The 26,875-nt window shown below is 38.8% G+C and carries 21 protein-coding genes; 7 read left to right on the top strand and 14 right to left on the bottom strand.

Features of this window, described 5'->3' with window-relative positions; all coding sequences use genetic code 11:
• Positions 1-96: 96 nt before the first annotated feature.
• On the bottom strand, positions 97-783 hold the full coding sequence (locus GQR54_RS16590) for a SprT family zinc-dependent metalloprotease (RefSeq protein WP_346766094.1): 687 nt from the start codon (positions 781-783) through the stop codon (positions 97-99).
• Between the two features lie 337 nt (positions 784-1,120).
• Here GQR54_RS16590 and GQR54_RS16585 point away from each other — a divergent pair, with 337 nt between their 5' ends.
• Complete coding sequence (locus GQR54_RS16585; RefSeq protein WP_166379087.1) at positions 1,121-4,447, top strand: PAS domain S-box protein; 3,327 nt, start codon at positions 1,121-1,123, stop codon at positions 4,445-4,447.
• A 3-nt stretch (positions 4,448-4,450) separates the two neighbouring features.
• Positions 4,451-5,443, top strand: coding sequence for a two-component system response regulator (locus tag GQR54_RS16580; RefSeq protein WP_166379063.1), 993 nt, complete (start codon positions 4,451-4,453; stop codon positions 5,441-5,443).
• Here the strand turns inward: GQR54_RS16580 and GQR54_RS16575 are convergent.
• Together GQR54_RS16575 and GQR54_RS16570 are read right to left on the bottom strand one after the other, a co-directional pair.
• Entirely contained in the window at positions 5,440-5,880 is a 441-nt protein-coding gene (locus GQR54_RS16575; RefSeq protein WP_166379061.1) for a VOC family protein, read from the bottom strand. The two genes, GQR54_RS16580 and GQR54_RS16575, sit on opposite strands and share 4 nt — an antisense overlap.
• Position 5,881: 1 nt before the next feature.
• Positions 5,882-6,538 (bottom strand): HD domain-containing protein, encoded by a 657-nt coding sequence (locus GQR54_RS16570; protein WP_166379059.1) that lies wholly within the window; start codon positions 6,536-6,538, stop codon positions 5,882-5,884.
• A 139-nt stretch (positions 6,539-6,677) separates the two neighbouring features.
• Here GQR54_RS16570 and GQR54_RS16565 point away from each other — a divergent pair, with 139 nt between their 5' ends.
• Entirely contained in the window at positions 6,678-7,868 is a 1,191-nt protein-coding gene (locus tag GQR54_RS16565) for a class I SAM-dependent methyltransferase (protein WP_007581068.1), read from the top strand.
• 183 nt (positions 7,869-8,051) lie between these two features.
• On the opposite strand, the gene GQR54_RS16560 is transcribed toward GQR54_RS16565, so the two are convergent.
• The 11 genes from GQR54_RS16560 to GQR54_RS19650 all read right to left on the bottom strand — a co-directional run bounded on the left by GQR54_RS16560 (position 8,052) and on the right by GQR54_RS19650 (position 23,351).
• On the bottom strand, positions 8,052-8,348 hold the full coding sequence (locus tag GQR54_RS16560; protein ID WP_166379057.1) for a PilZ domain-containing protein: 297 nt from the start codon (positions 8,346-8,348) through the stop codon (positions 8,052-8,054).
• A gap of 9 nt (positions 8,349-8,357) precedes the next feature.
• Positions 8,358-8,738 (bottom strand): response regulator, encoded by a 381-nt coding sequence (locus GQR54_RS16555; RefSeq protein WP_166379055.1) that lies wholly within the window; start codon positions 8,736-8,738, stop codon positions 8,358-8,360.
• 75 nt (positions 8,739-8,813) lie between these two features.
• Positions 8,814-12,701 carry an ATP-dependent RNA helicase HrpA gene (hrpA, locus tag GQR54_RS16550; protein WP_346766093.1) on the bottom strand — a complete coding sequence of 1,296 codons (3,888 nt, stop codon included), beginning with the start codon at positions 12,699-12,701 and terminating at the stop codon, positions 8,814-8,816.
• Between the two features lie 272 nt (positions 12,702-12,973).
• Positions 12,974-14,005, bottom strand: a complete 1,032-nt coding sequence (locus GQR54_RS16545; RefSeq protein ID WP_166379051.1) for an isoaspartyl peptidase/L-asparaginase — start codon at positions 14,003-14,005, stop codon at positions 12,974-12,976.
• Positions 14,006-14,132: 127 nt separating this feature from the next.
• Complete coding sequence (locus GQR54_RS16540) at positions 14,133-14,837, bottom strand: SapC family protein (RefSeq protein ID WP_149591951.1); 705 nt, start codon at positions 14,835-14,837, stop codon at positions 14,133-14,135.
• Between the two features lie 335 nt (positions 14,838-15,172).
• The gene (gene pgl / locus GQR54_RS16535) at positions 15,173-15,883 is read right to left on the bottom strand and encodes a 6-phosphogluconolactonase (RefSeq protein ID WP_007581060.1); all 711 of its coding nucleotides are present in this window, start codon (positions 15,881-15,883) and stop codon (positions 15,173-15,175) included.
• 2 nt (positions 15,884-15,885) lie between these two features.
• A complete protein-coding gene (zwf, locus tag GQR54_RS16530) occupies positions 15,886-17,358 on the bottom strand; it encodes a glucose-6-phosphate dehydrogenase (protein ID WP_166379049.1) in 1,473 nt (490 codons plus the stop codon).
• Positions 17,359-17,626: 268 nt separating this feature from the next.
• Positions 17,627-19,273 (bottom strand): glucose-6-phosphate isomerase, encoded by a 1,647-nt coding sequence (gene pgi, locus GQR54_RS16525; RefSeq protein WP_166379047.1) that lies wholly within the window; start codon positions 19,271-19,273, stop codon positions 17,627-17,629.
• Positions 19,274-19,672: 399 nt separating this feature from the next.
• A complete protein-coding gene (locus GQR54_RS16520) occupies positions 19,673-21,928 on the bottom strand; it encodes an aminotransferase class V-fold PLP-dependent enzyme (RefSeq protein ID WP_166379045.1) in 2,256 nt (751 codons plus the stop codon).
• 135 nt (positions 21,929-22,063) lie between these two features.
• Positions 22,064-23,140 carry an AI-2E family transporter gene (locus GQR54_RS16515; RefSeq protein WP_166379043.1) on the bottom strand — a complete coding sequence of 359 codons (1,077 nt, stop codon included), beginning with the start codon at positions 23,138-23,140 and terminating at the stop codon, positions 22,064-22,066.
• A complete protein-coding gene (locus GQR54_RS19650; protein WP_166379041.1) occupies positions 23,133-23,351 on the bottom strand; it encodes a hypothetical protein in 219 nt (72 codons plus the stop codon). The genes GQR54_RS16515 and GQR54_RS19650 overlap by 8 nt, the downstream gene beginning before the upstream one ends.
• A 616-nt stretch (positions 23,352-23,967) precedes the next feature.
• Between GQR54_RS19650 and GQR54_RS16505 the strand changes: the two genes are divergently transcribed.
• From GQR54_RS16505 to GQR54_RS16490, 4 genes are read left to right on the top strand one after another with little or no spacing between them, the layout of a single operon-like run.
• The gene (locus tag GQR54_RS16505; RefSeq protein ID WP_166379039.1) at positions 23,968-25,425 is read left to right on the top strand and encodes a M48 family metalloprotease; all 1,458 of its coding nucleotides are present in this window, start codon (positions 23,968-23,970) and stop codon (positions 25,423-25,425) included.
• A gap of 53 nt (positions 25,426-25,478) precedes the next feature.
• A complete protein-coding gene (gene arsC, locus GQR54_RS16500) occupies positions 25,479-25,826 on the top strand; it encodes an arsenate reductase (glutaredoxin) (RefSeq protein WP_166379037.1) in 348 nt (115 codons plus the stop codon).
• Entirely contained in the window at positions 25,826-26,380 is a 555-nt protein-coding gene (wrbA, locus tag GQR54_RS16495) for an NAD(P)H:quinone oxidoreductase (protein WP_166379035.1), read from the top strand. The genes arsC and wrbA overlap by 1 nt, the downstream gene beginning before the upstream one ends.
• Positions 26,377-26,820 carry a DUF2069 domain-containing protein gene (locus GQR54_RS16490; protein ID WP_166379033.1) on the top strand — a complete coding sequence of 148 codons (444 nt, stop codon included), beginning with the start codon at positions 26,377-26,379 and terminating at the stop codon, positions 26,818-26,820. The genes wrbA and GQR54_RS16490 overlap by 4 nt, the downstream gene beginning before the upstream one ends.
• The last annotated feature ends 55 nt before the right edge of the window (positions 26,821-26,875 follow it).

Here is a 26,875-nt window from a genome sequence, read left to right as displayed (position 1 = left end):
CCTATATTCCTATATTCCTATATTCCTATATTCCTATATTCCTATATTCCTATATTCCTATATTCCTATATTCCTATATTCCTATATTCAGTAACATCAAAACACCCATTGTAAACTCATACCATTTTGTTTTAACCAATTAGATGATGTTTTGTAATCGGGGAAAAACGCCTCTACTCGCTGCCAAAAAGCTTTGCTATGATTTAAATACTTTAAGTGGGCAAGCTCATGAACAATCACATAATCTATAGCGTGGTAAGGAGCACCTATAAGATGTAAATTAAAAGTGAGTTCTCGCTTGCTATTACAACTCCCCCACTTTCGTTTATAAACAGCTATTTTTAAATCATTTGGTAACTCTTCACCCATTTGAGCACAGAAATACGCTAAACGCATCTCTATGTATGCAATAAGCTGCTCTTTAAGATAACTCTCTAATAACTGTCGATACTTTTGATAAGTGTTTTTAACTCGAGGAGATATTGTAATAAGTAAGTGGTCATCATACGGGGTTACTTTGGAATCTTGGCCTGAGTCCAGTTTCAAATAAATAGTTTCTGAAAAAACACTGATTTTTTTAGATTCAAAAGGATATTGCTTAGTGTCCTCAATTAAAAATTGTTTTTTTAATTGCTCTGCAACCCACTTTTGCTTATCAAATAACCAAGTATCAATTTGCTTTTTTGCGACAAAGTTTGGTGCATACACGGTCACCTTTCGTTTATGTACTTTTATAGCAACTGTTTTTCGTCTAACACTTTTCTTTAACTGATATTCAAACACTTAATTTCTCATAAACTATTTTAGTGCAGATAAAAATTATCCACTTTGCAATTAAGATAAAGTTGCTAAAAAGCTATTAGCCACAATAAACTCACTAACCCACTACTTTAATACAATTTAGCCCTACATATACTAAAACAAAGACACATTAATATATTTTAGTATTGTAATAACACCATATTAAAATAAAAAACAACGACTAAAGAAATACTACTTGCTAAACAAAAGATAACATATAGTTATAAAAGTGTTTTTCATAGTGGTTCAATGAAATAATTGTTTATTTACTAGTAAATTAGATTAAACTTATTCAATAAAGACTATATTTTGAGCCATTATGTTATCAGCTTTTTTTATTACTGACCAAGACCCAAGCTTAATTATTAATGGCGTTTATGATCCTGTTTTAGTTTCCATGTCTGTGTTGATAGCTATTTTTGCAGCTTTTTTTACTACCCGCCTCATTGATTTAGCAAAAAAAACTAAGTTTCCTGGTTATCAACGTTTAGCAAATATAACAGCTGCTATTGTTTTTTCAGCCGGTATTTGGAGCATGCATTTTATTGGTATGCTCGCGTTTTCACTGTGTACCAACATTAGTTATGATCCAACTATTACACTCGTGTCTTTTTTGCCCGCGTTAATTGCTTGCCAGTATTCGGTATCAATGCTTGTAAACAGTAATGGTAACTTAAAAGTATTATCAATTTGTTCCGTGTTGCTTGGCGCTGGTATTGGCACTATGCATTACAGTGGTATGGCAGCAATGGAGCTTGCCCCTCTTCTTCGATACGATCCACTCATGTTTGGTTTGTCAATTATAGTGGCTATTTTTCTCTCTTTTATTGCTTTATACAGTCGCTTTAATCTCGAACGTATTTTTTCAGATCTGACACCAGTACAAAATAATTTAATTAGTGCAACTATTTTAGGCTTAGCTGTTGCAGGTATGCACTACATGGGGATGGCTGCAACACGTTTTGTTGCAACGTCTCCACTTATTTACGATGATGTAAACGCTAATGCGGGCCTTACTTTTGTTGCTATTTCTGTAGCAACAGCAACAATTGCAATCACTAGCGTTGTTGCTGTAATAAATGGCATGGTTCGCTACCGAATGTTACTTGAAGAGAAGTCAGCTGACGAGTCTCGCTTAAACGCAATTTTAGGTACAGCCATTGATGGTATTGTAACAATCGACCATACAGGTATTATTTTGAGCTTTAATGAATCAGCAACTAAAATATTTGGTTGGTACGAAAATGAAGTACAAGGCCTAAACGTGAAAATGCTGATGGATGACTCCATTGCAAAATACCATGATGGCTACCTCTCAAACGCGCATAATATTGATTTAGGTAAAGTAATAGGTATAAATCGAGATGTCTGTGCAAAGCACAAAGATGGGCATTTATTTCCTATTCGTTTAGGTATTGGTCAGGTAAATCAGTCTGGCCAAAACCCGTTATTTGTTGGTTTTATTACAGATTTAACAGAGCAACGAGCTTTGCAAAGGAACCTTGAAGAAAAAGAACAAAAGTATCGATCTTTAATGAATAACATGCCAGGTGTGGCCTTCAGATGTAAGTTTGATGATAACTGGACCATGCTTTTTATTAGTCCAAGTATCAATGAGTTAACGGGTTATAACCCCAATGAATTTACTGAACATTGCATTGAATTTAACGATCTAATTTTAAAGTCAGATCAGCAATCTATTGTTGATGCCGTCACAAAAGCCGTAGAAGAAAAACGTCAATATTCAATCGAATACAGGATTCGCCACAGAAATGGTAAAATATTATGGCTCCTAGATAAAGGCAGCATCGACTTTGATACCCAAGGCCAAGCAAAGTGGATTGATGGTGTTTTAGTTGATATTACTGAGCGTAAGGAATATGAAGAAAAACTAGAGCAAGCTAAATTTAAAGCTGAAGAAGCAGCTCATGCAAAGCAATCTTTTATGGCTAATATGAGCCATGAAATACGCACACCTATGAATTCTATAATAGGTTTCAGCGACTTATTAATGGACACTCCACTTGATCTAGAACAGCAAAAGCATTTAGTTATCGTAAATAATGCAGCGCGTTCATTACTTAGATTGTTAAATGAGATACTCGATTCTGCGAAACTAGAACGTGGTAAGCTCACCATTGAGCCAGTGCACTTTAGTTTAAAACCAGTAATAGACAGTATTATCTCTACTTTTTGGTTAGAAGCTAAAAAGAAAGATTTAGAACTTAAACTCCATATTAAAGAATCTGTAAGTACGACGTACTACGGCGACCCAGATCGACTCAGACAAGTACTCACCAACCTAATTGGTAACGCTATTAAGTTCACCGAAAAAGGCTCTGTTACCGTAACCGTTGGTATAACACAAAATCAGCATCTGTTTTTTGAAGTGCAAGATACCGGTATTGGTATTGCAAAAGATCGTATTCAAGCAGTATTTCAACCTTTCGAACAAGCCGATGGTACTACTACTCGCCGCTTTGGTGGTACAGGTCTTGGTACTACCATAAGCAAACAACTTGTAGAACTTATGGGCGGAACAATAAACTTAGTAAGTGAACTAGGTAAAGGCACCTGCTTTTACTTTTCATTGCCTCTTACTTTAGGTGACGAAACTAAAATAGATCATTTTGATGGTCTACACACCCAACTGCCTGCACTTAGGGTGTTAGTAGTTGACGATATAGAACAAAATACAGAACTACTTTCTTTACTCCTATCACGCGATCAGCATGCAGTTACCAAGGCATCTAACGGACTTGAAGCGATTAAAGTATTTGAAGAACAAGACTTTGATGTCATTTTAATGGATATACATATGCCATTGTGTGATGGCATAGAGGCAACACAAAAAATAAGAGCAATAGAAAACCAAAGACAAATTAAATACACGCCAATTATCGCGCTCACAGCCAGTGTATTACAACAAGATAAGCTTACAGCTAAAAAAGCAGGCATGAATGGCTTTGCAAACAAACCCGTCGATATAAATCAGCTAAACCAAGAAATAGCACAAGTGCTTGGTATTGCAAAAGAAATAGTTATATCGCAAAGCGATCCTAAAGTGCAGCATATAGATTTTGAAAAAGGGTTAGCCCTTTGGGGTTCTAAGTGTAAGCAACTTACAGAGATTACTAAATTTATTAGTGACAGTAATAAACGGTTCGAAACATTATTCAGTGATAAATTATCAAACATAAAAGATGTCGATAGCACCATTCACACACTTAAAGGTGTTGCTGGTAACTTAGGCCTAATAACATTAATGAAGTTATTAACCGATTTAGAAAGAAAGCAAAGTGACGCTAAAGTTATTAGTACTTTAGACGATATAAAAAGCGAGTTACTTGTCATTTCACAACTGCTGTCATCAAATACTTGCGATAAGCCAAGTAGTAAGCCTGAAGATAGTAGTTCAGATACGCTATCAATTGATGAAATTAAGTCATTGTGTAAGACGCTTTATCAAGATGCACAAAATGCAGAATTAAATGATGAGCTACTAGCAAAACTGCAACGCGGCATACCTTCAATCTATAAAAATGAAGTTAATGCTATAGCCGAAGCCTTTGACGAATTTGATTTTGATAAAGCACACGTAATACTAGAAACCTTACTTGAAAAACTAACAAACAATGAGTATTAATTAATGGATTTTACGACAGATAGGCCACGAGTATTAATTGTTGACGATGAGCCTGCAAATCTAAAAGTAATGCGCGAAGTGTTAGGTAATCAATATCGTATGTCGTTTGCTAAATCGGGTGATGCCGCATTGGCACTACTTGAAAAAGAACTACCAAAGCTAATTTTACTAGACATAATGATGCCAGATATGAATGGTTTTGAAGTATGTCAAATAGTTAAAGGCAACCCTAAAACATCACACATCCCAATTATTTTTGTAACTGCACTTGGTGATGAAAGCGATGAATATAAAGGTTTTGAGTTAGGTGCCGTAGATTATATTACTAAGCCAATAAGCCCTGCTATTGTAAGAGCTAGAGTTAAAACTCACTTGTCGCTAGTGCAAGCAGAGCAATTAAAACAAGCACATGTAGATTTAGTACAACGTCTTGGCCGCGCTGCTGAATATAAAGATACCGACACTGGTGAGCACATAGTACGCATGAGTCAATACAGTAAAGTATTAGCGTTAGCGCTAGGGATGCCAGAACACCAAGCTGAATTACTACGCCAAGCGGCACCAATGCACGATGTAGGGAAAATAGGTATCCCCGATGCTATTTTATTAAAACCAGGGCGCTTAACCAACGAAGAATTTGAGCATATGAAAAAGCATGCTCTAATTGGTGCACAAATTTTAGCAAACTCATCTTCTCCTTTATTACAACTTGCGCATACGCTTGCAATTGAACACCATGAAAAATGGGATGGTTCAGGCTATCCAAATGGTATAAAAGGTGAGGATATATCCGTCGAAGGAAGAATTGTTGCCGTTGCTGACGTTTTTGATGCTCTGACTTCAAAACGCCCTTATAAAGAGGCATGGAGTGTAGAGAAAACAGTTTTGCATATGCAAGAGCAAGCAGGACTTCATTTTGATCCCGCTCTAATCGAACTATTTGTGAAAAACTTAGACGATATTCTTGCTATAAAAAATGCAAATCAAGAAAGCTAATTCTTTTTAGCGCTGTGAGAGCCAAGCTCAACATTTGGGTAGTAAGACTTTATATAACGATAGTCATGTGACGTAACTTCATGGCTATTGCTACTCTCATCTTTAAAGTACATAGAAAACGTTACACCATGATCTGCTAAAACTACTTTTATATTTAAACTCTCAAAATGATTGAGCCACTGTATAAATTGATCCCCGGTGGCTAAAAATGCAATCCCTTTACTACGCCCCTCTCCTTCAAAAAGTGCTAAACGAGTTGTTGAACTCGCATCTTCAAGTGTTAAAGGGCCGCGTCCGTCCTCATCCCAAAAGGCAAGCTCGGGTACTACACTAAAACCTAAAACACGCTCATACCACTTAACGGCATCAACCAAGTTATCAACATTTAAATGGCAATGATCAATCCCAGATAATTTAGGTATGCTTGTATTATTCACGTTACTCACCTATTTCTGACTTTAATTGCTCTAAAAATTCATGCATATACCTTGTACGCCTATTCGCTTCTGCTTTAGCTGATGGCGTATTCATGCTATCGGCAATATGTAATAACTTTATGAAAAAGTGATCAAGCGTGTATGTTTTATCATCAGCCTCGCGTTCAACACAAAAAGGGTCTTCTGGGTTGTACAATAGCCGAGAAATTGATCCACCTACTTTCATACAGCGACTCACCCCAATAGCGCCCAATGCATCCATTCTGTCAGCATCTTGTACTATTTGCGCCTCAACTGTTTTAATTTTTATATTTGCGCTGAAGCTATGCGCCGCAATAGCATGATGAATCTCATCAAAAAGTGACTCGTCATAATTAATAGATTTTAAAAATTCCAATGCCTTATCGGCTGCCATAGTAGAGGCTTTTGCACGATCAGGATGATTTTTAGCCACCGCCACACAGTCATGCATCCACGCTGCAGGTAATACAACTGACATGTTTGCCTGCTCCGCATTACATAACTGTATTGCAACGCGCACCACGCGTTCTATATGGGTAATATCGTGAGCTACATCGGCATGCACTAAAGAGGTTATAAATTCTCTACATTGTGAATTAAGTATTTTTAAATCGGGGCTTAAAACGGCGTCAGGCACTATTAGGTTCCAAAAGCTAATGAATCGATAAATTATCCGTACTTTACCGTGCTTTATGCCCACCTTGCAAAACATTCATTGTATGTTGCTCGCTGCTTGACTAAAATACAGCGCTTATTTATTACTACTGAGAAGCCTTATGTCATCTGCCGTTTACCTACAAGCTGGTCGCGATAAATCATTAAAAAGAAAACACCCTTGGTTATTTTCAAAAGCCATCAAAAAAATTAAAGGTAAACCTGGATTAGGCGACACAGTAACGATTCACGATAGCGAAGGTAAGTTTTTAGCAACTGCTGCTTACAGCCCTCACTCACAAATTCGCGCACGTGTTTGGAGCTTTGACGAAAAAGAAGTAATCGATCAAAACTTTTTTGAACGCCGTTTACGTCGCTCATTAGAAGCACGTAGCCAAGTAATAGAAGAAGGCGGATTAACAGGGTTTCGATTATGTGCTGCTGAATCTGATTACTTACCAGGCGTTACAATCGATAAGTTTGATAATGTGTTAGTGTGTCAGCTACTAAGTGCGGGTGCCGAGCGTCATAAAGGCGAGATTGTTGGCGCGTTGATGTCTATTTTCCCGGGTTCTAGCATATACGAGCGCTCAGACGTAGAAGTACGCACTAAAGAAGGCTTAGAGCCAATAAAAGGCGCTCTTTGGGGTAACGAACCAACACAGCCGGTACTTATTGAGGAAAACGGTTTTAAAATTGAAGTCGATATAATTGATGGACATAAAACGGGCTTTTATTTAGACCAGCGCGATAGCCGCGCCGCACTTGAGCGCTTCTCAAAGGGTAAAACGGTACTTAACTGTTTTAGTTATACAGGTACATTTTCGTTGTACGCCCTGCGTGGTGGATGTGAGCATGTAACTAACGTAGATGTATCTCAACCCGCTTTAGATACAGCAAAACGTAATGTTGAACATAATAACTTAGATTTAAATAAAGTAAGTTTTGTTAAGCAGGACGTATTTAAGTTACTACGCCAATACCGCGACGAAGGTAGACAGTTTGATACTATCGTAATGGATCCACCAAAGTTTGCTGATAATAAAGCGCAGCTAACCGGTGCGTGTCGTGGTTACAAAGATATCAACATGATTGCCATGCAAATACTAAAACCAGGTGGAACATTACTAACGTTCTCATGCTCTGGTTTAATGGAACAAAACTTATTTCAAAAAGTAGTAGCCGATGCAGCACTTGATGCAGGTAAAGACCTACTTATAATGGAGCGATTAAACCAGGCAGCCGATCACCCAATTGCTGGCAGCTACCCTGAAGGCTTTTACTTAAAAGGCTTAATCTGTAAGGTTTTTTAATATCTAATCATTCAGTTTAATACCAATTCGCTTAATTAAGTATTCTACTTTGAGGAAAGAAAATCGTGTCAATAACAAGGCAAAAATTTCGTTATTTAGTTGTTCTATATAAGAGATTTTTAACGCAGTTAGTGCCAGATTTAATCCCTCAAATTGATTAAGTATTATTGCGGATTGGTATAACTAATTAAACTGAATGATTTCAAGTCCTGCGGTTACCGTGCCATCATCTTCTTTGCTGGCACGTATTACTTTTGCTGTTGCCTTTAACGGCTCAATGCTTGGATGAGTAGATGCTATATCAACAGACAAGATAGTGTCTAGTTCAAGCAAGTCATCCAAATGCAGTGACAATCCCGTTGCACTTAAATCTACACACTCTGCGGTATAATTCAAGCCAGCTACTGGCTCTATACTCGTTAAATTTGCAGTCGTATTTACCTGCATACGCCTAAAATTTCGTTTATCATCGTTAAACATAAGTTCCCTCTAAACAACTGTGTTAATTTCTTCTAATAAAACGCCCACTGAAAATGGTTTTACAACATATGCGTTGCAACCAGCATCAAATCCTGCTTGTTTTTCAGATGGAGACTCTAGACCCGATACCATAACGACAGGAATATCTTTTGTTTCAGGAGTATGCTTAAGCATCCGACATGTATCATAACCATCAAGACCAGGCATACAAACATCAAGCAAAATTATATCTGGCGGGCTAGCAATTGCCGATGCAAGGCAGCTCTGCCCTGAATCTGCATAACTAACATCAAACTTCGACGCAAGTGCTGCTTTAAGCATTTCAAAATTAAAATACTCATCGTCTACCACTAAAAGTCGCTTTGTTTTATGTTCAATCGATGAGGACATAACGATGTCGCTTCCTTTTCAAAACAAAAATAAATCCTTCTATTAAGGTACTAAGCTTAATAGAAAATGCAAGCTTTATTCTATCTCTTTTATCGCATTAAGTATCCGCTTAGCCGAAATTGGGTAAGGAGTCCCAAGTGTTTGAGCAAATAGCGACACTCTAAGCTCTTGTTGCATCCAAAAAATAGCGGTTACATCTTGTGGAATAGGCAAACCTTTAGGCGTTTTATTAACTACTTTTTTATACTCTTGAGCAACTTTATCCAATTCTAATACGCATAACCTGTCACGATTTGGATCCACAGGCAGCTTTTCTAAACGCTTTTGAATCGCTTTCAAATAACGAATTAAATCCGTTATTTTATCTGCGCCATGCGCACTTACAAAACCTTTAAATATAAGTGATTCAAGCTGTGACTTTATGTCACCATGCGCGGTGATCATGGTTAAATCAACGCGCCCTTTCATTTTTTTATGCAGCGCGTGAGCAATACTTAATACTTGCTCAACTTGTGTTGCAATCGATACGACAGCATCACCGAGCTCACCACGTATTTGCTCTTTTACTGTTTCAAATGCTTTTTCATCGCGTATATCGCCGTGTTTTACCAATAAGCTATCAACGCCTGCGGCGATACAGTCATCGATTAAATCAGCGATTTTACCAAATGGGTTAAAGTACAAACCCAGCTTTGCCTTATTCGGTAAGTTTTGTTGTAAGTACTTAATTGGCGACGGCACATTTAACAGTACTAAACGGCGCAAACCTTGTTGATGAGCTTGCTGCGCTTTTGCTTCACTATCAAAAAGCTCCACTGCAGCGGCTGATTTTTTATCCACCAGCGCAGGGTATGCTTTTATTTCGTATTGACCTTGTTTTTTAACATATGACGCTGGCAGTTCACCAAAATCCCATTGTGTTAGATCTGATTTTTCAATGCCTTTGTCAGCTACTTTAGACAGTGTTTCGGTTACTTCACCTTGCAGCTCTGCTTTAAGTTTGGCTAAATCAAGTCCACGAGCAAGTAACTTATCGTGTTCATCACATACTTCAAACTGCAATCGTAAATGCGGTGCAAGCGCGGTCAAATCCCACGCCTCCATATCAACTCTCACACCTGTCATTCTTAATAAATGCGTAGCTAAAGCATCAATTAAGCTCCCCTGCATTGGCTCAATAGCTGCAAGTACTGCATCTGCATAATTTGGTGCTGGCACAAAATTACGGCGAAGCGATTTAGGCAATGACTTTATAAGCCCACTTATTAGCTCATGTCTAAATGCAGGTATGTGCCAGTCAAAACCACTCTCTTGTACTTGATTCAACAGCGCTACCGGAATTTGTACCGCAACGCCATCAACCGCTTGTCCTGGGTCAAAATGATAAGCAAGCGGTAATATAATATTGTCTTGCTGCCATGTGTCCGGGTAGTCAAACTCAGTGATATTACTTGCGCCGTGTTGCATTAACTCTTCACGGGTCATGTGTAAGTAATGTTTATTTTGTTGTTTTTGTGTTTTATACCATTTTAAAAATGCAGCGCGGTTATTAATTTCTTTGGGTATTTTTTTATCGTAAAACTCAAATAACGTTTGCTCATCAACTAAAATATCACGACGACGCGACTTATTTTCCAGAACTTGAATATCTTCTATTAGCTCACGGTTAAACGCTAAAAAGCTCTCATTTAAGCCCAGCTCTTGCTCAACTAATGCGGTGCGCACAAAAAGCTCTCGGCTCACTTTAGGGTCAATATTGCTATAAACACAGCGGCGTTTATTTACAACGAGTAAGCCGTACAAAGTTTGCTGTTCAAACGCGATTACCGCACCTGGCTTTTTCTCCCAGTGTGGCTCTGTATAGCTGCGTTTCACTAAATGCTGTGCTAATGGTTCTACCCAGTTAATGTCTATTTTTGCATTTGTGCGGGCATATAATTTACTGGTTTCTACCAGCTCTGCCGACATAATCCATTTAGGGCTCTTTTTAAATAAACCTGAACCCGGAAAAATATGAAACTGACTATTACGTGCGCCTTTGTATATTTGCTTCTCATCTTTAAAGCCAATATGGCTCAGCATTCCGCTTAATAACGCTTTATGAACAAGTTCGCCATCAGCCGCTTGGCTGGTTGCCTTCATACCCATTTCGTTACACACAGTACTTATTTGATAAACAATATCTTGCCACTCACGCAGGCGCATATAGGCTAGGAAATCTTTTTGACACAGCTTTCTAAACTGGCCGTTAGTCAGCTCGCTTTGCTGCTCTTCTAGGTAATTCCATAAGTTCAAAAAAGCGATAAAGTCTGAATCTGGGTCGTCAAAGCGACCGTGTTTTTCATTGGCTGCAGCACGTTTTTCTTGCGGGCGTTCGCGTGGATCTTGAATCGACAACGCCGCCACAATAACAATCACTTCACGCAATGCGCCAAGTTTGTGAGCTGTGAGCACCATTTTAGCTAAACGAGGATCAACCGGTAATCGGCTGAGCTCTCTTCCTGAAGCGGTTAAACTCGTTTTACTATCACGTTTGTCTGGTTTTACTGCTTGTAGTTCTTCTAATAACGATAAACCATCACTTATATTACGGCTATCTGGCGCTTGCACAAACGGAAATTGCGCCATATCACCAAGCCCGAGTGCCAACATTTGCAAAATAACTGAGGCAAGATTAGTACGCAGTATTTCAGGGTCGGTAAACTCTGGCCGCGATAAAAAATCATCCTCAGAGTACAAGCGAATACAAATACCCGCTTCAACACGTCCACAACGACCCATACGCTGATTAGCACTTGCTTGCGATATAGGTTCTATTGGCAGGCGCTGCACTTTTGTACGATAACTGTAGCGGCTTATACGCGCAGTACCTGGATCTATGACATAACGAATACCCGGCACGGTTAGTGACGTTTCGGCTACGTTGGTCGATAAGATAATATGACGACGAGAATGTGGCGCAAATATACGGTTTTGCTCTGCGTTAGATAAGCGCGAGTAAAGTGGCAATACATCAGTGTGTTTTAAATTACGCTTGCTAAGTGCATCAGCGGTATCGCGTATTTCACGCTCACCGTTTAAAAATATCAGTATGTCGCCAGGACCTTCCGCGCACAGCTCGTCAACAGCATCAAAAATACCTTGTAGCTGATCGCCCTCGGCTTCCATATCTTCTTTATTAATATCGGCCGTTGGGTTGTAACGCACATCAACAGGGAAAGTACGACCCGATACTTCTATAATGGGCGCATCATCAAAATGCTTTGAAAAGCGCTCAGGATCGATGGTCGCTGACGTAATTATTATTTTTAAATCGGGACGCTTTGGAAGTAGGTTTTTTAAGTAACCCAAAATAAAGTCGATGTTTAAGCTACGCTCATGCGCTTCATCTATAATTATGGTGTCGTATTGGTTTAAAAAACGGTCTTGCTGAATTTCTGCCAGTAAAATACCGTCAGTCATTAGTTTAACGTACGTATTATTAGAAATCTGATCGCTAAAACGAATTTTAAAACCGACTTGCTGACCAAGCTCGCACTTCATTTCTTCAGCAATACGGTTAGCCACCGTTCGCGCTGCTAATCGGCGTGGTTGAGTATGGCCTATTAAGCCATCAACACCACGGCCAAGCTCTAAGCACATTTTAGGTATTTGAGTTGTTTTACCTGAGCCCGTCTCACCTGCAATAATAACCACTTGGTTATTTGCAATAGCGTCTTTAATTGTTTCCTTTTTTTGACTTACTGGCAATTGCTCAGGGTAAGTTACTTTAGGAAGGCCCGCTAAGCGTTTATCACGTAATTCTTGGCTACGGGTTATATCAGCCGCTATTTTTTCAAGCGCGTTGGCATGCTTGTTTTCATCCGTTATTTTTTTTACGCCATGTAAGCGTTTTTTGAAAATGAATTGATCTTTTTTCAAGCACGTTTTTAGCTCGCCAAACAACTGACCTAGGTTTACCACCCGCATACCTTATAAAATTAGTTAAAGAGCCATAATTGTATCAAATTAAACGGCCGGGGTTAATCCTACAAAATGCATAACACGGGGTTGTTTGTTATATAAACGCTGCGATTCACCGAAACTGCGAATAATAAATCTATCTCAAGCAGTTATTTTCAGCGCTAACTGTGCTGAAAATAACTGGCTAGCAAAAAATGAATTCAAATATCATTGTGGTTCAATACTTTAGTAAATCTATTAACCAGAGTTCAGGCTAATTAAATTACTTTGGCTTATTCGTCGTTAAAAATGCCCACGTAGGTCGCTTGCGTATTCGATTTACTTGCCCGATACATGCCAGAGGTATTAAACGGCAAGCTAATATTCCCCTTAGTATCAATAATAATAACGCCGCCAGTGCCGCCAATTGGCTTAAGCACACCGTTTATAACTTCATCTCCAGCTTCAGCTATGGTTTTATCTTGATACTTAACACGCGCACATATATCGCTCGCTACGTTATAGCGAATAAAGTATTCACCGTGCCCTGTTGCCGATACTGCGCACGATTCGTTTTCAGCAAATGTCCCAGCACCAATTACCGGCGCGTCACCTACACGGCCATAACGTTTTGCCGTCATACCACCTGTTGATGTACCTGCCGCTAAATTACCGTTTTTATCAAGCGCCACTGCGCCAACCGTGCCCATTTTGTAAGAGTTAGGCAATGCTTTGTGCGTGGCTTGGTACTCTTTACTGGTTGCTTTGGCTTTATCTAATTTTTGTTTTGCTTTTAAAAGCGCTTTGTAACGAGGCTCGGTATCAAATAAGTTATTTTCGACAAGCTCAACACCTTGCTCTTTAGCAAATTCCTCTGCACCCTGCCCACTTAGCATTACATGTACAGAGTTATCCATGACCAAACGCGCTAAACTAATTGGGCTCTCAATATGCTTTACACCCGCAACGGCGCCTGCTTCACGGTTTCGACCATCCATTATGGATGCATCAAGCTCATGCCCGCCATCGTAAGTGTATACCGCTCCACGCCCTGCATTAAAATAAGGCGATTGCTCTAATACTGTAATTGCCGCAGTTACCGCATCTAAACTTTCACCGCCTTGGTGCAATACTTTATAACCTGTCTCTACGGCCTCTGTTAATTTAGCGCGGTACAGCTTTTCTTGAGCGGGTGTAAATCGTGCTTTTTCTATTGTCCCTGCCCCACCATGAATCGCAATGGCAAAAGGAGTCTCTGCAGCGAATACGCTATTACTTAAAGCAAAAAGGCTGCTCGCAAAAATTGCTAATAAGGGTGTTTTCATAATGAGTTCTTTTATGGGAAAGTTATAAACTAATGTGAATGGTTGCGGGCTTAATTTCAACTAAAGTGAGTTTAATGGCATAAAAAAAGCGCCTTAAGGCGCTTTTTAAAATTTTACGTGTTTGTAATTAAGCTTGTTTTGCTTTTAAACGCGCTAAACGTGCTACTTGATGAGTAGACGTTAAAAAAGAATAAATTGGTGCTAAGTAACCACGTTTACGAAGCTCTAAGAAATCAGCATCGCTTAACTCGTTTAGCTTTTTCTCATCGATAAGGTAAATACCGTTGATGTCTTTTTTCTCGCCTTTAATGTCTACTGTTAGCGTTTGCGCAATCAGTAGCTCTTTATCAGCAAGGAATTTAGTGAACGCTTCAGTTACTTGAGAAAACTCAATGAAAGATACAAGCGCTTCTTTACGACGTTTTAGGTAATCTGTTTCTTCGCCGTTTTCAAATAATGCATTACCTTCGTCTTCACCAACAAGCGCACTTGCTTCGTCAATTACGATACCGTATTGATCTTGATCTGGGTGTTTAACTAAGCCCAGTGGGTAACGAGTCGTTGCCATAGGTGCAAATGCTGCAGTCCATTTACCATCTTCTACAAAAAGGTTTTCGCCTGGCTCTAGACCAAACATAGCAACTGCTTGAAAAGTGCCGCTTTCGTTGTTTTTAACGAATGACATTGGAAACTCGTTTGCTACACGTGCAAACTCATGTGCAACCACTGGCACTAAATGTTGAGTTTTCATGAATTCTACATTGATGCCGTTTTGAATTTTAGTGTTGGCATGTTTTTCGTTGTGTAAAGGCTGTACTTGTTGCTCCGCCATGTTACTGCTCCGTTTATTTTAATTTATATATTTCATTGTTAATACCTTTAGGCTAATGCTTTTGAGGTAAAAAAGGAAGGGAAACTTTTATGACAGCGACCATGAAAATATAAAATTTAACTAAATCTTAACGTTGCTAAAAAACATACAGCTAAAACTCACAAGTTTTGTTCAAAAACAACGCACTCCGTGGTTATTTTTAAAACAAACCAAAGCCAGATATTAACATTAGTTAATAACTAAAGTCTGCTTTTTACCGTATTTAGGCTTAAATTTGAACAAATAAAAAAGGCCGCTTATATTAAGCGGCCTTAAAAGTTAAATTAGCATCTAAATTAAGGTGCCCAATATACTTCAATATTTATACTTGGGTGATTAAGCACAGCGCGAAGTGGCATGTCATTAACATCGCCGCCCGCTTTTGCTTGCTTATAAACAGCGAGTTTTTCTTCACCGCTAATTAAAAGCTTAACCACTTTAGACTGCGCAATGGCATTTAACGTAAGCGTCATTCGCTCAGTAATACTACCCGTCACATCACTTTGTATCGCATTAATTGCACATACTGTTTGCTCAGTTGTTAAACCGTGCTCTAAACCTTCTGCATTTGGGAATAACGATGCAGTGTGACCGTCTGGGCCCATGCCTAGAATAGTTACATCGTATGGCGCTTTTAAAGCACTGTAAGCGGCTTCACACACTTCACTGCCTTGCTGCGCGGTTGCAGCATCGTTTTTCATGGTTATAAAGTTTGCAGCACTGCCAAAATTTTGTAATAACGTGCTTTTAATAAAAGCTTCGTTACTTTTTTCATGGCTTGGATCTACCCAGCGTTCATCAACCATAGCAACATCAACATGTTGCCAGTCTAAATCAAGCGTTGATAAATGCTTATACGCGGGTGCAGGAGAAGAGCCGCCTGATACCATGAGTACAGCACGGCCATCGTTTTTAATACCATCACGTAGTGATTGCTCAAGCGTTGCAGAAAGCTCAGCTGTTAACGCGTCTTTATCGTCAAAAAACTTTTCAACTAGTGTTGCCATGCTTATACCTTATCGCCTGTGTTAAACCACACGTGGCTTTTTTCTGCCAATAATTCATCAGCATCTTCAGGACCCCAGCTACCAGCACGGTAAAGCGCAGGTTTGCCCTTGTCTTGCCATCTATCAATAATTGGATCAATCCATTTCCACGCTTGACGAACTTCATCACGGTGAATAAATAATGATGGATTATTTGCAGCGGCATCAAGCATTAAACGCTTGTACGCATCTGAGTGAAAACCATTACTGTAAGCTTGTGAAAGCTCAATATTCATTGTTACTGGTTCAAGTTGCATTTGAAGGTTATCAAGACGCTTAGACATAAGCGTTAGTTGAATTGTTTCCTCTGGCTGCAAACGAATAACAAGACGATTTGGCTCGATATTACCCACGTTATCTTCGTAGATATTGTGAGATACTTTTTTGTATTCAACCACAATTTCTGCACAGCGCTTAGCCATACGTTTACCCGTACGAAGGTAAAATGGAACACCCGCCCAGCGCCAGTTATCAATATGCGCGCGAATAGCTACAAACGTTTCTGTTTTACTAGAACCTTCATTTAGCTCTTCTAAGTAACCCGGTACAATTTTACCGCTTAAGTCACCTGGTACGTATTGACCACGAACAATATTTTCATCAACATCACCACCTACTAATGGGCGAAGTGCTTCTAATACTTTTAATTTTTCGTTACGAATACTGTTAGCGTTAAGCTTATTAGGCGACTCCATTGCAACTAAACAAAGCAGTTGTAATAAATGGTTTTGAACCATGTCACGAAGTGCACCGGCTTTATCGTAAAAACCAGCACGGCTTTCAAGACCAACCGTTTCTGATAAGCTAATTTGGATGTTATCAATAGATTTAGCATCCCACATATTTTCAAACAATGAGTTTGAAAAACGTAGCGCCATTAAGTTTTGTACTGTTTCTTTACCTAAGTAATGGTCAATACGGAAAATTTGCTCTTCATTAAAAAATTCCGCAATTTTTCCATTAATTGCTTCAGCAGAATCACCGCAATAACCAATTGGCTTTTCAACAACAACGCGTGATGTAGGTGTAATTAAACCTTTAGTCGATAATATTTCACAACATGTGCCGTAAACAGCAGGCGGAAGCGATAAATAAAACACACGAGACTTAGTACTTTCGTGCTCATCTAAAATGCCTTTTAGCACATCCCAGTTGTCGTCTGCTTCTGTAACATTACTTACCACTGGCACTAAAAAAGTAGAAAATGCTTTCCAATCTTTAGCGTTAAACTCACCTTTGCTTAAAAATTCTTGTAATGCTTTATGCGCTGTTTCTATGTATTCAGCACGTTTCGATTCTTCGCGCACTGTTGGAAGGATACGTGAGCCTTCAGGTAAGTTACCTTCTTGATATGCTCTGTACATTGCAGGTAGCAATTTGCGTAACGCAAGATCACCACCGCCCCCAAAAATTATAATATCAAAAGGATTAAGCATAGTTACTCTCTACGTTGTGATACCCAGTACATTTTATAAATGTGCGGGTATGCCTATTTATTGCTAGATTAGATGGCTTTTATAACTGTATTTAAATAAAAGCCTGCTGAATTGTTCTGTATCTATGATTTATTATTATTTTTATCATTGCGCTTATTAAATGAGCCTTAGGGGCCCTGTATCTCCTCTCACAAAAATACAGACCCTAAGCACTCCAGCGCTACCCGTTCAAAGGTACTCGGTTTACTTACTTGCGTAAGCGAATTTTTTACTGCGTACGGTTTTGTTTGTAGTACGCCATTAAGCCGTTTGTCGAACTATCATGAGCATGTTTCACGCTTTCATCAGTGAGTTCACTCTCAATTTTAGATGCTAAACCTTTACCCAGCTCTACACCCCATTGGTCAAACGAACATATTTCTAAAATAATGCCTTGGCAAAATATCTTATGCTCATACAGTGCAATTAAACGGCCCACTGTTTTAGCATCTACTGTATCTAATAGCATAGACGTTGTAGGACGATTGCCTTGATGAATTTTATGATTTAATAACTCATCAATCTCTGCTTGCGGTTTACCTTTAGCGGTTAAATCAGCAGTAACTTGCGCTGCATCTACACCACTCATCATCGCTTCTGTTTGTGCAAAGAAGTTTGATAATAAAATATCGTGATGCTTATCAACATTCACTTGTGGTTTAACTGATGCAATAAAATCTGCAGGTACAATTACATTACCTTGGTGTAAACACTGATAAAACGCGTGCTGACCATTAATACCCGTCATGCCCCAAATAATTGGAACTGTAGTATAAGGTACCATTTCGCCTGCAAAGTTAACGTGTTTACCGTTACTTTCCATTTCGCCTTGCTGTAAATACGCAGGCAACATATGCAGTGCTTGGTCGTACGGTAATATAGCTTGCGCTGTGTAGCCTAAAAAGCTCGTATTCCATACACTAAGCAATGCCATAATTAATGGTATATTTTGCTCAAACGGCGCAGATTTAAAGTGCTCGTCTATTTCAAACGCGCCTTCTAAAATTGCTTCAAAGGCGTCGTAGCCTAAATATAAAGCAATTGGTAAGCCTATCGCACTCCAAAGTGAAAAGCGACCGCCAACCCAATCCCACATAGTGAATACGTTTTCGTCGCTGATACCAAAGGCAGCCGTTTTTTCTAAATTTGTACTTACTGCAACAAAATGCTTTGCAATTGTACTTTCATCTTTTGTTGTTTGTAAAAACCAATCAACCGCTGTTTTAGCGTTTGTCATGGTTTCTGACGTAGTAAATGTTTTTGACGAAATAACAAATAATGTTGTTTCAGGGTCAATGGCTTTTAATATAGACGAAATTTGTACACCGTCAGCATTAGATACGTAATGAACATTTAACGTATCATCAGCAAGTGCTTTTAATGCCTCAGTTGCCATTTGCGGGCCAAGGTTAGAACCACCAACACCAATACTTACAACATCTTTTACCGCTTTGCCGGTATAGCCTAACCATTTACCGCTACGAACTTTTTCTACAAACACTTTAATTTTAGCTAATTCGTTGTCTACGGCTTGTGTAACGTTTTCGCCATCCACTATTAATGGAGTGTGAGCGCGATTACGAAGTGCCGTATGCAGTACTGAGCGATCCTCGGTGATATTTATTTTTTCACCGCTAAACATTTTATCGCGCCACGATGCAATATCGCATTCTTTAGCAAGCGACATTAAGTTAGCAAAAACATCGTTATCAATAAGTTGCTTAGAATAGTCGAATAACACGCCAGGTACTTGAGTCGAAAACTTAGAAAAGCGCGTGTCATCTTGTGCAAATAACGTTTTTAGATGTGTTTGTTTCATCTTAGCTGCACTTTGTTCTAGTGCTTGCCAACTTGCTAGTTGCGTTCGGTTAGACATGTAAGTACCCTCTAATTTTTTCAATCAATTGATTTAAAAATGCTTTTTATAAAAGCAAAACTATTAACACTGCTTATTTACACTAAAATAAAGCGTCGATAGTATAACTAAAAATGCAAAAAAAGTGCTGTTTTTATAATTTTAGATGCCGATGATAACGCAATTTTTAGCTTTTGACACCGGTATCATAAAAATTTTATAAATTAATTTACCCCCAATTTTAAAGGCAACGGGATAGCTTAATCAATCAAAATGAAATATTAATGAATTTTTATAAGCACAATAATTACTTTTTATAGTTATTCACTAATTACTAGGACCTGTTTACCTTGCGAGCAAATAAACCTTAAAAACAAAAAATCGGCCCTAAAGCCGATTTTGTATAAATTACAACCTTTTTTAATTACTAAGCGCTAACCCGCCACTTAGGTTATAAACCGTTTTGTATCCTAGCTGCATTAAATTAGTTGCAGCAATTTTTGAGCGGTTACCACTACGGCATAATAAAATGTACTTGTTATTTTTTTTTAATTGGCCTTCAAATACCGCATTTGCCATTCTGCTAAGTGGTATATTTAATGTTTTTTCATCTAGCGTATTAAATAACTGAGCAACATTATTTGCTCCATGCTCATACGGCTCCCGGGTATCTATTAAATATGTATCGCTGGTGTTTAACATTACTTTAGCGTCATCAAAATTTAATTGCTGTGTATCAACCTCAGGTAACGCATTTACATAACCACACAATTGCGTGTTAGCTACTTGTTTTGAAGCGTCGTACTGCTGTTTTTGTATTGTAAATTCATCAACTGAAATACTGCCGCTCACTAACGCATCAAGTAATGGCGTTTGGTTTTGCTGTACAGCCCAGTTCATGGCAAAACATTGTTGGTAGTCGTGCCCTGAGCAAATAATGCTGGTGCTATTAAGCTGCTCGCTCATTGCTAAAATAGAGTGTGCCATTGCTTTTGCATCCCCACCTATAAGCGATGTATTGCCAAACCCTGCAGGCAGTATTAAATCACCACAAAAACAGTAACGCGTTTCGCTATTACTGTTTTTTAATAAATAACTTACGCTATCTTTGCTGTGCCCAGGTGTAGCTACTTTTTCAAGTACGTCATTTGCCAAGTTAATACTTGCTGTATTTAGCGGCCAACCGAGCAAATCAACCTCACCTTTTACAACTCTTGATGCAAGAACGTTGGTTAGTAAATTAGTCGCTGACTCTCGCTCTTGATGCAGATGAGTATTAAGCACCGCCGATATAGTTAAGTTTTGTGTATTAGCTATTTTTTCAAAGCGCGGAATAAGCTCAATAATAGGATCGATAATTACAGCGTGTTTATCATCGCTCACATAAAGCCAACTACATGCACCTTGGTGCCTAAATTGAGTAAGGCCCAGTGCGCATACTTCTTGTTGTGGTGTGGTGCTGTCAGATACGATTAAGCAGTTTGCCTGGAGTATTGCTTTAAGAGCGCGAATACGCACACAAGCATCATCAATATCATGTTGTGCTGCAGCAGGTCCAAACGATAGCCTAATCGCGTTTTCGCTTTGCCACTTACTTACACCCATTGCATCTAAAACAAAACTTGTTGATGCGCCTGTACTACAAGCCGAGCCACCACTTACGCGAATGCCCGCAGCGTCAAATAAATCAATCACTTCTTTGCTCGTTAAATCGTTAACAGCAAAGTTAAGTGTGGTAGGCACGCTATAAGCAAAATCATGATTGAATGTAATATCGCCAAAGGTGTCTTCTAATGCGCTTTGTAACTGGCTTCGATAAGAGTTAAGTATGCTAATTGGTTTAAATGTATCGTCTGATTTATCAAGCAACATACTAAATAGCTTATTTAACCCTGCAATACCGGGTAGATTTTCGGTGCCTGAGCGCATTCCACTTTCTTGACCGCCACCCGCTATAAAAGGTGTGTACGCACTGCCACTACGTATATATAAAAAGCCAATACCTTTAGGTGCATAAAGCTTATGCCCCGAAAAAGGTGCGTAATCTATTGTTGTATCACTCAGCGCGAGCGCTTGTTTACCGAGCGCCTGCACGCAATCCACCATCCACGATACATTTTTATTACGGCTACGAATTACCTGCTCTATAGCGGGTAAATCTTGATATACACCAGTTTCGTTATTAACGGCCATGGTACAAATCATCAAAGTGTTATCTATATGTTTAGCTATAAAATCTAAATCTAAAATACCGTTACTATCAACCGGAATAGCAAGCACCTCAGCATTAACGTCAAGTACGCTATTCCAGTGCTTGAGTGTATTTGGCACCGCTTTGTGCTCAGTAGCGCCATATAACAATACGGGGTTTTTAATCGGGTGTTTTTTAGCATCAATTAACGTAGAAACCACCGCAGTTTGAATGCCTTCTGTTGCGCCAGAGGTAAATAAAATATCGCCATTACTTGCGCCAATAACTGTGTGTGCTTTTTGACGTGTTTGTTCTAATAAATGCTTGGCTTGTATACCTGTAATGTGCGGGCTTGAAGGATTACCAAAACATATTTGCATGGTATGAGAAACAACATCAGCAATACAAGGCAACACAGGGGTCGTTGCGTTTGCATCAAGGTAAACTTGTTTTACTGGCTCATCGTGCAATAAAAACTCAGACATTAAAAAACGCACCTTATTACTAAAAAATATATCTTATTACCAATAGTACATAAATTTACAGGTAATGAGTAATAATCAATTAGCACTAGAGGTGCGTTTACTATGCTTTTTTAGACTAAAAGTCTGTTTACTTAACTATTCACTGACCTCTTTACTTATCTCTTCATGTGTTGACGACCAAGCTGTTATTAGCGCTTTTACTAATGATGCCAACGGGATGGCAAAAAATACGCCCCAAAATCCCCACAAGCCACCAAAAAATAATACCGCGACAATTATAAATACCGGATTTAAATCAACCGCCTCAGAAAATAATAGTGGTACAAGTACGTTGCCATCAAGCGCCTGAATAATTCCGTAAATAATTAAAATGGTCCAAAACTGTGTTTCTAATCCAAACTGAAACAGCGCAACTGCCGCTACAGGAATAGTAACGAGTGCCGCGCCAATAAATGGAATTAATACCGACAAACCAACAAGCACACCAAGTAGTGCGGCGTAGCGTAAATCTAAAACAGTAAATGCAATAAAAGACACACCACCAACAATTAAAATTTCAAACACTTTACCGCGAATGTAATTCATAATTTGTTGATTCATTTCGTGCCACACTTGCAAAATCAAGCGTCGTTGCTGCGGGATCAGTTTAGCAATACTCCCCGTTAGCTCCAGCTTATCTTTAAGCATAAAAAACACCAGTAACGGCACAAGTACTAAATATATAAGCCACGCAACAACATCTTTTAATGACGTAAGTGAAAACGACAATACAGTTTGACCAAACTCAATGATTTTAGCTTCTAACGTTGCAACAATAGCTTGTACTTGATCTATGTTAATTAAACTTGGGTATTGTTCAGGTAAAGCCATTAAATAAGACTTCCCTTGCTCTAACATATGCGGGGTTTCTTGCACTAAGTTACTGGTTTGCTTCCAAAGCACTGGGCCAATAACTAAAATAAGGGTGAGCATAATGCTAATAAATATCAACATTACAATAATCGTTGCAGTAAAACGTTTTAAGCCAACGCGTTCTAAATGAACAACCGGCCAATCAAGTAAATAAGCGATAACCAATGCTACAAGCACAGGGACAATTAACGAGCCAAAAAAGTAAAGTAAGGCCACTGAGGCCAATAATAAAAATAATAAGGTAGACGAATGAGGATCCGAGAACTTCCTTTCGTACCATGTTTTTACGTATTCAAACATGTAATGGCTCCACTAATAACAACCCACGTTGTTTATCAAAATTGTAACTATAAGCATTTTTTTGCAAAAAACGTTCAATATCGTTCGCACTTTCACCTTTATTAAGACTAAAAGTGATGTTTTTTTTTGATAATTGCGCACTTCGCAGCGCAAGTTTAAACTGCACAAATTGCTGAGGACATTTAAACTCTTTCAAATCGCGCTCTACCATAACTGCTTTATCCGTATAGTAAATGAATAATAAGTCGGATATTTACGGTCTATGTATTCATAGGACGTGAACCGTTGTAACTTTATATTAAAACAATAGCTGTAATAGTTTATTCTTATAACATAACTAACAGTATGGATAAGTTAATACTTGGGTGCATAATAAAGCGCAACTACTAAGTAATCCAATACTCAAATAGATTAATTGGTTAAAAAAATTAATTGGCTCGAACTGCCGAAATAGTTTTGCTGAAATATACATTAAAAATAAACCCTGTATCGGTCTAAACAACATATTTATAGATAAAGATCTCGAGCTTTAATACAGCCTTTTGCGTAAAAATGTTATTGTTAACTAATCAAAACTAATTAATTACTCAATTTATTGGCTTTTATTTTAAGCAAGGTGAGAAAGCAGATAAAGCTATTATTTTACATGCACATAAAGTAGTACATAAAATTATTACTTTTTTACAGCGAGAATTGAACGTTGTAAAGCTTGATGGAGTCACAATAAAAGAACTATACCAATTTGTGCGAAAAATACAGCCGTGCAAACAGTGACGAAATAGACATAGCCAAAATTGCAATTGGCGAACAAATTAACAAGGAATAAAATGCAGCTAAAATCAGCATTTATCACTTTATGCAGTGCCGCACTTACGTTTAGCTTATTAGTAAGCGAACCTTTAAAAGCGCAAACCAATTTTACACTTCCTGATTTAGGAACATCTGCATTACAAGCGCTGCCTCTTGAAAAAGAACAAGCTATTGGCGAAGTAATGATGATGCAAATACGAGGTTCATCGCCAGTTATAAACGACCCTGTGCTAGATGAATACCTCACAACTATTGGACGTAAACTTGTTGCTAATGCTAACGATGTACGTTTCCCGTTTTCGTTTTTTTGGATAAATAACTCAGAAATAAACGCGTTTGCATTTTATGGTGGGCATGTAGGTGTACACACAGGGTTAATAGCTCAAGCCGATAACGAGAGCCAGTTTGCCTCGGTACTTGGTCACGAGATTGCTCACGTAACACAGCGCCACCTAGCACGTAGAATACAGCAGCAACAAGATAACAGCGCGCTGACCATTGCCGGTATGATTGCAGGTATATTAGCAACCGTTGTTGCACCCGATGCGGGTATTGCCATTATATCAGCCAGCCAAACACAATCTGCTTTTAGCCAGCTAACCCATAGCCGCTCAGCTGAGCAGGAAGCTGACCGCATAGGCATGCAAACACTTAATAATGCAGGATTTGATCCCCGTGCATCGAGTGAGTTTTTAACTAAACTTGCAGCGCAAATTCGCTATAAATACAAGCCACCAGCATTTTTGCTAACTCACCCATTACCAGAGAGTCGTGTATCAGATGTACGTTTGCGTGCAGAGCAATTTCCTGTGCGCCATATGAGTGCGAGTCTTGAGTTTAATTTAGCTAAAAGCCGTGTGCTTGCCCGCTATGACAACAAATCAGAAAACGCAGAAGATCTATTTAGAAAACTACTTCGCGAAAATAGCTATGATAATACCGCTTTAAAGTACGGTTTAGCTATTAGTTTACTTGATCAAAAAAAGCTTGATGAAGCAGCCCCAATACTAGACGAGCTTTTAAAAAATGATCCTAAAAACCTATTTTATATAGATACCCATACCGATTTGCTTATCGCTCAAAAAAAGGCAGATGAAGCCGTTAAGTTTTTAGCAGATTTAAATCAGTATCGCCCTAATAATCAGGTAATTACGCTTAACTATGCCAACTCAGCACTTGAAGCTAAGCAATATGAGCTTGCCGAAAATATTTTAAAGAGTTTTTTACTCGAAAAGCCAGATCATAACTTGGGCAAGCAACTTCTTGCGGATGCGTATAAAAAACAAGATAAACTAGCCTCTTATCACGAAGCTAACGCCGATGTATTAGCGCAATATGGCGCTTATTTAAAAGCTGCAGACGAAGTACAAAAAGCACTTAACTTCGTAGAACCTACTCAACTTGTAAAACAACAACGTTTAAAAGCACTACTTACCCAGTATCGACTTTTACAAAAAGAGCTTGCAAGACTTTAAGTCTGCAAGCGCTTACCCTAAAATAGACGCAATTCACACTTTGGAATCATTTTATGTCTGTTACTATTTACCACAACCCACGTTGTTCTAAATCACGCGAAACACTAACGTTACTGCAAAGTAAAGCGATAGAGCCAAGCATTGTAGAGTATTTAAAAACACCTCTTACACACGATCAAATTTCAACGCTTGTAAGTCAACTTGGTTTTTCGTCAGTACGTGAATTAATGCGCACAAAAGAAGATGACTACAAAACGCTTAATTTAAAAGATGAAAGCAGTGAATCAGCATTAATAGACGCCATGGTACAAAATCCAAAACTAATTGAGCGCCCTATTGTAGTTAATAACAATAAAGCAGCGATTGGTCGTCCACCAGAAAACGTACTAAGCGTTTTATAATGAGTGCAACCATAGTGGTGCTTTATCACTCAAGCCATGGCTCAGTTGAAGCAATGGCCCACGAAATAGCAGAGTCGATAGAGCAACAAGGTGCTAGTGCACTACTTCGCACCTTTGTGGCTAAAAATGCGCATGACATTGTGATCACCAAAGATGACTTAATAAATTGCGATGGTTTGGCATTTGGTACACCAACCCGATTTGGCATGATGGCCTCTCAAGCTAAAAGCTTTTGGGAAACCACCAGCGACTTGTGGCTAAAAGGCCAGTTAATAGATAAGCCAGCGTGTGTGTTTTCGTCATCAAGCAGTATGCATGGTGGTAATGAAGCAACCTTACTTAACTTATCTCTGCCACTATTACACCACGGTATGATGCTACTGGGCGTGCCGTACGATGTACCCGAACTACTTGCAACACAAACAGGTGGAACGCCATATGGTGCAACACACGTTGCTGGCAGCGCTAACATTGCACAACTAAGCAAAGACGAAATTAAAATATGCCAAAGCGTTGGTAAACGCCTTACTCACATTGCGAGAAAACTAAAATGAATACAGCTGACAACCCAGCTAAAAAGCCGATTACGATAAAATTCCAGCGCACCGCACTCTTTGGCTACATTGGATTATTTATTTTAATGCCACTGTGGATGTATGTAGTCCCCCCTCAAGAAGGCCCTCTTGATGTGATGTCGCTTTTTCTACCAATCATTCCGATATTACTCCCGCTTAGAGGCATAATAAAAGACAACACTTATACTTACGCGTGGGCTAACTTTATTGTAATGCTGTATTTTATACACGGGCTTACAATGTTGTGGGTTGCACCAGATGAATTAATTTGGGTATTGCTAGAGCTTGTATTTGCCTCCGCTATGTTTATTGGTTGTACTTACTATGCAAGACACCGAGGACAAGAGTTAGGATTAAAAATACGAAAGCTTAAGGAAGAACTTGCTGAAGAAAAAGCAGCAAATGAGCACGGTAAATAGATCCCATACCTAAACCAATTTGGCTACTCCTAACGAGCTAAAAATAAAAAAACGC

Source organism: Pseudoalteromonas sp. Z9A4 (assembly GCF_011378845.1).
Taxonomy (GTDB): Bacteria; Pseudomonadota; Gammaproteobacteria; order Enterobacterales; family Alteromonadaceae; genus Pseudoalteromonas; species Pseudoalteromonas arctica.
The sequence above is the reverse complement of the archived record's forward strand: the minus strand, read 5'-3'. Positions and strand labels throughout refer to the sequence as shown.

Coding starts and splice junctions, on each gene's coding strand:
- zwf (WP_166379049.1), bottom strand. CDS start 17,358: ATGCTTAATCCTTTTGATATTATAATTTTTGGGGGCGGTGGTGATCTT.
- GQR54_RS16520 (WP_166379045.1), bottom strand. CDS start 21,928: ATGTCTGAGTTTTTATTGCACGATGAGCCAGTAAAACAAGTTTACCTT.
- wrbA (WP_166379035.1), top strand. CDS start 25,826: ATGAGTGCAACCATAGTGGTGCTTTATCACTCAAGCCATGGCTCAGTT.
- GQR54_RS16555 (WP_166379055.1), bottom strand. CDS start 8,738: ATGTCCTCATCGATTGAACATAAAACAAAGCGACTTTTAGTGGTAGAC.
- GQR54_RS16565 (WP_007581068.1), top strand. CDS start 6,678: ATGTCATCTGCCGTTTACCTACAAGCTGGTCGCGATAAATCATTAAAA.
- GQR54_RS16490 (WP_166379033.1), top strand. CDS start 26,377: ATGAATACAGCTGACAACCCAGCTAAAAAGCCGATTACGATAAAATTC.
- pgl (WP_007581060.1), bottom strand. CDS start 15,883: ATGGCAACACTAGTTGAAAAGTTTTTTGACGATAAAGACGCGTTAACA.
- GQR54_RS16545 (WP_166379051.1), bottom strand. CDS start 14,005: ATGAAAACACCCTTATTAGCAATTTTTGCGAGCAGCCTTTTTGCTTTA.
- GQR54_RS16505 (WP_166379039.1), top strand. CDS start 23,968: ATGCAGCTAAAATCAGCATTTATCACTTTATGCAGTGCCGCACTTACG.
- GQR54_RS16560 (WP_166379057.1), bottom strand. CDS start 8,348: ATGTTTAACGATGATAAACGAAATTTTAGGCGTATGCAGGTAAATACG.
- GQR54_RS16585 (WP_166379087.1), top strand. CDS start 1,121: ATGTTATCAGCTTTTTTTATTACTGACCAAGACCCAAGCTTAATTATT.
- GQR54_RS19650 (WP_166379041.1), bottom strand. CDS start 23,351: ATGGTAGAGCGCGATTTGAAAGAGTTTAAATGTCCTCAGCAATTTGTG.
- pgi (WP_166379047.1), bottom strand. CDS start 19,273: ATGTCTAACCGAACGCAACTAGCAAGTTGGCAAGCACTAGAACAAAGT.
- GQR54_RS16580 (WP_166379063.1), top strand. CDS start 4,451: ATGGATTTTACGACAGATAGGCCACGAGTATTAATTGTTGACGATGAG.
- GQR54_RS16540 (WP_149591951.1), bottom strand. CDS start 14,837: ATGGCGGAGCAACAAGTACAGCCTTTACACAACGAAAAACATGCCAAC.
- GQR54_RS16515 (WP_166379043.1), bottom strand. CDS start 23,140: ATGTTTGAATACGTAAAAACATGGTACGAAAGGAAGTTCTCGGATCCT.
- arsC (WP_166379037.1), top strand. CDS start 25,479: ATGTCTGTTACTATTTACCACAACCCACGTTGTTCTAAATCACGCGAA.